Raw genomic sequence first — 6,250 nt, forward strand, 5'->3', positions numbered from 1 at the left:
CCTCCCCTAACCCCTCCCATCAAGGGAGGGGAAGCTTTTATGCCAACGCTGTCGTCGGTACAAAAGGAGATGAAACTTAACCCATAGCACTATAATCTGTAATGAGCTTACTTTTTTAACGATAAAGCTCACCTGCCCGAGCGAAGCGAGGGTCAGGTGCAGCAATTGGTTAGCTGTTGCCTCCAACATCAGAATCTTTGGTTTTATCAAGTATTTCAGTTACTTGCATTTTGAGAACTGGAATATCTTCTTGCGCCGTGAGCCAAACTTTTTCAATGTCAACCCCAAAATAGTGGTGGATGAGCTTGTCGCGCATACTAGCGATGTCTTGCCAAGGAATGTGGGCATGTTGGTTGCGTAGTTCACTTGAAAGTTGCTTTACAGCTTCTCCAATGATTTCAACCTGCCGGATGACACCATCTTGAATGAGATAACGATGATGAAAAACTTCTTCATTTACACCTTGCAGATATTCTTCGATACGGGCGATAGCGTCTAGAATGTGTTGTAAATATACAGTATCATCTCGCTTCATAAATCACCTGTAGCTCGCGTAAGATTCGTTCGCGTAAATATGGACTGATAGCAGCTTTTGTGAGCAAGTCAACTTTTCTGTTAAGCGCATTAGAGAGTTCACGTTCCAATCTCACCATTGTAAGTAGGCTCTTCCTTTTGGCGAACTTGACAAGAAGGTCAATATCACTTTGCTTTGAATCTCCTCCCCTTGCCGCTGAGCCAAACACGCCAACCATGACTACATCATTCTTGCGGCATATCTCGATAAGTTGGTTTGTGTCAAAAGAGTATGTAGCCATAGTGTCCTCCTTGTCCATAAAAAATGCAGTAATTTCTCCTAAAAGTAGAATCTTGGATATTATACCAGCTAACTTGATTTTGAGTAGATACCCTCAGGGTAACTACTCAGCCTTACAAATCAGGTGGATAGGCTGAAGGCTTTTAGGAACAGTCTTCAGCCTTCAGCCTTACTCTGGGAGAATCGGTGTAATCTGGGTTCCCAATGAGGGCTGAGTAGGTACCCCTGAGGGGGTATTAATACATATCTCCCATGCCACCATGAGGCATTGAAGGAGTGGCTTCTTTCTTTTCAGGGATATCAGTCACCAAGCACTCGGTGGTCAGCATTAGACCGGCGATAGAGGCTGCATTCTGAAGAGCCGAACGCGTTACCTTGGCCGGGTCGAGAACTCCGGCGGCGCTTAGATCAGTATACTTCATCGTGGCGACATCAAACCCAAAGTTATCGCTGGCTTCAGCCCTGATCTTTTCAACCACTATCGAGCCTTCCATCCCAGCATTTTCAACTATCTGCCGAATGGGTTCTTCTAAGGCCCGGCGGACGATATTGGCGCCGACCTTTTCGTCGCCCTTAAGATCGAGTCCATCTACTACCTTTTGAGCCCGCAGCAAGACTGTCCCCCCACCGGGAACAATCCCTTCCTCAACCGCGGCCCTGGTGGCATGCAGGGCATCTTCCACCCTGGCTTTTTTCTCCTTCATTTCTGTCTCGGTAGCCGCCCCCACATTCAGGACAGCCACTCCACCAGCTAATTTGGCCAACCTCTCCTGCAGCTTTTCCCGATCATAATCAGAAGTGGTTTCTTCGATTTGGAGTCTGATCTGGGATATCCGGCCTTCGATATCTCTCTTTTGTCCCGCCCCTTCCACAATGGTCGTATTTTCCTTGTCGATATTTACCCTCTTGGCCCGGCCCAGGTCTTCCAGCCTCACGTTTTCCAACTTAAGGCCCAAATCCTCGGTAATGACCCGGCCGCCGGTCAGGACAGCAATATCTTCCATCATCGCCTTGCGTCGATCACCAAACCCTGGGGCCTTGACAGCGGCGCACCTCAGTGTTCCGCGGATCCTGTTAACCACCAGCGTGGCCAGGGCCTCACCCTCTACATCCTCAGCTATAATAATGAAGGACTTGCCCATTTGGACGATCTTTTCCAGAAGAGGAACTAAATCCTTCATTATTGAGATCTTTTTCTCATAGATAAGAATATAGGGATCTTCCAGCACGGTTTCCATCTTTTCCGCGTCGGTAACAAAGTAAGGCGAGATATATCCCTTGTCGAACTGCATCCCCTCGACTACCTCCAGCTCGGTTTGCATGGTCTTTGACTCTTCAACCGTAATAACTCCATCCTTACCTACCTTATCCATAGCATCAGCGATCAAATCACCAATGGCCCGGTCCATATGAGCCGAGATAGTGGCGATATCGGATATTTCCTTTTTCTCGGTCACTTTCCTTGATTTGGCGGCGATTTCAGCACATACGGCCGCTACCGCTTTCTCTATTCCCCTCTTCATACCCATGGGATTGGAGCCGGCCGCAATATTTTTTACTCCCTCCCGAAAGATAGACTGAGCTAAGATGGTAGCTGTCGTCGTTCCATCACCAGCCACATCCGAAGTTTTGGACGCCACTTCTTTAACCAACTGAGCGCCCATATTCTCATAAGGCTCCTCTAATTCTATCTCCTTGGCCACGGTCACCCCATCACAGGTAATGGTGGGGGAACCCCATTTTTTATCCAGGACTACGTTTCGACCTCTTGGCCCCAGGGTGGTTTTAACGGCATTGGATAGAATGTCCACACCACGCAGGACAGCCCTTCTGGCCTCTTCTTCAAAAAGCAATTGCTTAGCCATATCTTAATTTTCACCTCCTATTTTGAGTTATTCCACGATTCCCAGGATGTCATCCTGGTGCATAATGAGATACTCTTCACCTTCCACCTTGATCTCGGTTCCAGAATACTTCCCAAAGAGAACTCGGTCATTTGCCTTGACCTCCATAGGGATCTTCTCACCCTTATCATTTACCCTCCCCGGGCCAACGGCGATGACTCTCCCTTCCTGGGGTTTCTCCTTAGCCGTGTCCGGGATGATAAGCCCGCCTTTGGTTTTTTCTTCTTCCTCGATCCGCTGGACAATAACCCGATCACCTAAAGGTTTGATCTTCATAACGCTACTTTCCTCCTTTCTTTATAAGTAAATGTTCAGCCACAAAGACACTAAGACACAAAAATAGAGCAGTAGAGCAGCAGAGCAGTAGTTAAAGACTTTTCTGAAAGTTCCAGAACGGCTGCTCTATGGCTCTACTGCTCTCTAAGACACATACTTTTTTTCCCTTCGTGTCTTCGTGCCTTGGTGGCTGAACGGTTGCCTTTATAAAATCAAAAGACCGAACCCAGAAGCCGGCTCTTTTTGGGGCGCTGGGCCCTGTCTTCCAATTTTTCACCTCGACCAATTTCCAGAATCTCTCTGACTGTTCTCCGAAGGTAATTGATGTCAATAGGCTTTCGCATAAAAGAAGAAGCGCCTTCTTCTATGGCGGCGGTTATCACCGATTCTGTCGGCGTCCCACTGGTCATAATGACCGGTAATTGGGGACGGACAACCTTTATCCCTCGCAACGTTTGGAGTCCACCCTGCCCCGGCATATTAACGTCCAAGATGACTATATCAATCAGATCTCTTTTGACTATGGTCACCGCAATGTATCCATCAGCAATCGTCAAAGTCTCATAGCCATTTATGGACATTGCCTCATTTAAAGAATCCCGAGTGGCTTGATCATCATCAACAATCAAGATAGATCCCATCATCGTTCTGTACCTGCCTTATTTTTATCTAATAGCAAGTTTTATGCCAACTGAATATTTTTTTATCTTTTGGTTTAAGGTAAGTATTTATCAGATGTTCAGTCGGCGAGAAAATAAAAGGAGGAGAGAAAGAAGTCCGCTACATGCCATTTTGACGTAGCTATTGCAGGCCAAAATGGCATAGGGCGGCCTCCAACCGCAACCAAATAAGCCTCGAGCCTCGAGCACCCTATGTCATTTGAATGTTGGATAGAGTCTCTTGAGTTTGATTCGAGCTTTCTCGGTGGTGAATGGCCAGTTTACTGATTTATAGTGGTTATTACTCGATGTTCAAGTTTTTTTGTAACCGTTCAGTCGTTCTTTTTGCCGGAGTGGAAGAGAAGGTAGAGAGATAAGCATTCGATGGAGTGCTTATGGGAAACTGAAGGTGGAATTTCGTCAGCTTTGCTGGGCCCATTTAAAGAGAAACTTAACCGTTCAGGTATATTTTTGACAGGATGAACAGGATTGACGGGATTGAAGTTATCTTGTTTATCATGATTATAGGGACGATGAATATTCCGGTATATTACCTTTCACTTTACTTTAACCTTATTTTCTCTTTAATTAGGCCACCAACGTTTCATCCGTGTCCATCCGTGGCTGAATAGTTACTATGGTGTTCAGATCCCCGTCGTTAAGGTATGGCGGAGAGGGTGGGATTCGAACCCACGTGAGACTTTTTAAGCCCCAAACCGCTTTCGAGGCGGTCCCGTTATGGCCACTTCGGTACCTCTCCCGGATTAGAAGGCGGAGGTCAGAAATCCACATTCCGCATTCTGCATGCTAAGAAGGCTTTTCAGTTCCCCAATGACTTTCTTTTCGGCCTCGAAAAGAGAGGCATTCAAGGTGCAGCCTGCGGCATAAGGATGACCGCCTCCCCCAAAAAGGACCGCTGTTTGGTTTACTTTGATCCCGTTTTTCGACCTCAAATTGACCCTGATCAGTTTATCATCCGTTTCTCTAAAAAGGACAGATACCATAACCGATTTGATAGATCGAATTATATCAATAATCTTCTCACCTTCAATCTCCTCTGGGGGAATGCCGCGGTTTTTAAGCATTTGAGAGGTAATGCTTATCCAGGCGATTTTACCCTCTTGCTCTATCTTCAAAATAGAGATACAGTCGCCTATAAGTTGAACCAATGGAAGGGGATTAGTCTCATAAATCAAAGTAGCAATCTCCGACACATTCAGACCTTTCTCTATCAACCCGGCTATGATTCGGTGGAGCCGGGGAGTAGTGTTGCTATGTCTAAAACCGCCCGTATCAGTAAGAATGGACACGTAAAGATTCAGGGCTAAGACGTAATCGAGTTCAATGCCCAGTTCTTGGATCAAATCATATATTACCTCCCCTACGGCTGAATAAGAGGGATCAATAAAATTTATATCTCCCAGGCCGGATTTAGACGGATCGTATGTCGGATGGTGGTCAATGACAATAGTAGTTTTTGCCCTGTTAAGCAATGATTCGACTTTTCCTAACCTCTTGCCTCCCTGACAATCCAGAATCAGGGCCGCATCAAAAAATTGAGAAATATTAGACGGTGGAGAAATAATGGCCCTGCTTCCAGGTAAAAAGGCGTAGGCCGGAGGAACCGGATCGCTGTTAATAATAATCACGTCTTTCCCCATTTGCGTTAGACAGTGAGCCAGGGCAAGTTGACTGCCAATGGAATCACCGTCCGGGTGAACATGGGCCGTGATCAAGAAACTCTCATTTTCTTTTAATGCTTCTACTATAACAGATATATCTTTCATTTACATACCGTTACCCTTTCTTTAGTCTGGCCTTATTCCTCGTTTCGGCCATTTATTGAATCGTTAATCTCGAATTGCGAATCGCGAATCTATTTTTTAATTCGCAATCCGCAATCCGCGATTCGCGATTAAGTTATGACTGGCCCAAACGATGAACAAGGCCTGATTACTGATTACCTGCTTCTCCTGTCTCCTTAAGAGACTCGATCACTTGAGATATATGAGCGCTATATTCTATGGAGGGATCGAACTTAAAAACTACTTTAGGGATATACTTCAGTCTTATCCTCCGCCCCACTTCGCTTCGGACAAAAGGAGCCGCCTGGATCAATATCTTCATACTTTCTTCCACCTCTGACTCTTCACCTAAAATACTGACATAAACCCTGGCCTCATGAAGATCAGGGGAAACAATCGCCCTGGTTACGGTAACAAAACCCAGGCGAGGGTCTTTAAGCCGGTGGAGGATTATATCACTAACCTCTTCTTTGATTAATTCATTTACCCGGTCCATTCGGTCATAAGAATAGTGTCTCATTGGGGCTACCTCATCTTCTTTCTGGGTTCTGGGCTCTGACTTCAGTATCTACTCAAAATCAAGTTAAAAAAGTAAGCTCATTACAGATTATAGTGCTATGGGTTAAGTTTCATCTCCTTTTGTACCGACAGCGTCGGCATAAGAACTTCCCCTCCCTTGATGGGAGGGGTTAGGGGAGGGTGAAATAAACAAGAGTAATAATATTGCCCGCCAATTTCACCCTCACCCTATCCCTCTCCCATCAAGGGAGAGGGAATTTTGCTTTGTCTCCC

At 45.9% G+C, this 6,250-nt stretch carries 7 protein-coding genes and 1 tRNA gene; all 8 read right to left on the minus strand.

Annotation, left to right across the window (positions count from 1 at the left end):
• Positions 1-169: 169 nt before the first annotated feature.
• Complete coding sequence (locus AB1797_12300; protein MEW5768380.1) at positions 170-535, minus strand: DUF86 domain-containing protein; 366 nt, start codon at positions 533-535, stop codon at positions 170-172.
• Positions 522-815, minus strand: a complete 294-nt coding sequence (locus AB1797_12305) for a nucleotidyltransferase family protein (GenBank protein ID MEW5768381.1) — start codon at positions 813-815, stop codon at positions 522-524. Before AB1797_12305 ends, AB1797_12300 begins: the two co-directional genes overlap by 14 nt.
• Positions 816-1,050: 235 nt before the next feature.
• Positions 1,051-2,679: a chaperonin GroEL gene (gene groL / locus AB1797_12310; protein ID MEW5768382.1), complete on the minus strand. Its 1,629-nt coding sequence runs from the start codon at positions 2,677-2,679 to the stop codon at positions 1,051-1,053.
• A gap of 27 nt (positions 2,680-2,706) precedes the next feature.
• A complete protein-coding gene (groES, locus tag AB1797_12315; GenBank protein MEW5768383.1) occupies positions 2,707-2,994 on the minus strand; it encodes a co-chaperone GroES in 288 nt (95 codons plus the stop codon).
• Between the two features lie 212 nt (positions 2,995-3,206).
• The gene (locus AB1797_12320) at positions 3,207-3,638 is read right to left on the minus strand and encodes a response regulator (protein ID MEW5768384.1); all 432 of its coding nucleotides are present in this window, start codon (positions 3,636-3,638) and stop codon (positions 3,207-3,209) included.
• Between the two features lie 681 nt (positions 3,639-4,319).
• Positions 4,320-4,413 (minus strand) — tRNA-Ser (locus AB1797_12325).
• A 4-nt stretch (positions 4,414-4,417) separates the two neighbouring features.
• A complete protein-coding gene (locus tag AB1797_12330; protein MEW5768385.1) occupies positions 4,418-5,440 on the minus strand; it encodes a bifunctional oligoribonuclease/PAP phosphatase NrnA in 1,023 nt (340 codons plus the stop codon).
• Positions 5,441-5,606: 166 nt separating this feature from the next.
• Positions 5,607-5,978, minus strand: coding sequence for a 30S ribosome-binding factor RbfA (gene rbfA / locus AB1797_12335; protein MEW5768386.1), 372 nt, complete (start codon positions 5,976-5,978; stop codon positions 5,607-5,609).
• Positions 5,979-6,250 lie beyond the last annotated feature (272 nt).

This window comes from bacterium (genome assembly GCA_040753085.1).
In the GTDB taxonomy this organism is placed as follows: Bacteria; UBA9089; JASEGY01; order JASEGY01; family JASEGY01; genus JASEGY01.

Excerpts from the sequence above, each read along its gene's own strand:
- AB1797_12300 (MEW5768380.1), bottom strand. The coding sequence starts at position 535 with ATGAAGCGAGATGATACTGTATATTTACAACACATTCTAGACGCTATC.
- AB1797_12305 (MEW5768381.1), bottom strand. The coding sequence starts at position 815 with ATGGCTACATACTCTTTTGACACAAACCAACTTATCGAGATATGCCGC.
- groL (MEW5768382.1), bottom strand. The coding sequence starts at position 2,679 with ATGGCTAAGCAATTGCTTTTTGAAGAAGAGGCCAGAAGGGCTGTCCTG.
- groES (MEW5768383.1), bottom strand. The coding sequence starts at position 2,994 with ATGAAGATCAAACCTTTAGGTGATCGGGTTATTGTCCAGCGGATCGAG.
- AB1797_12320 (MEW5768384.1), bottom strand. The coding sequence starts at position 3,638 with ATGATGGGATCTATCTTGATTGTTGATGATGATCAAGCCACTCGGGAT.
- AB1797_12330 (MEW5768385.1), bottom strand. The coding sequence starts at position 5,440 with ATGAAAGATATATCTGTTATAGTAGAAGCATTAAAAGAAAATGAGAGT.
- rbfA (MEW5768386.1), bottom strand. The coding sequence starts at position 5,978 with ATGAGACACTATTCTTATGACCGAATGGACCGGGTAAATGAATTAATC.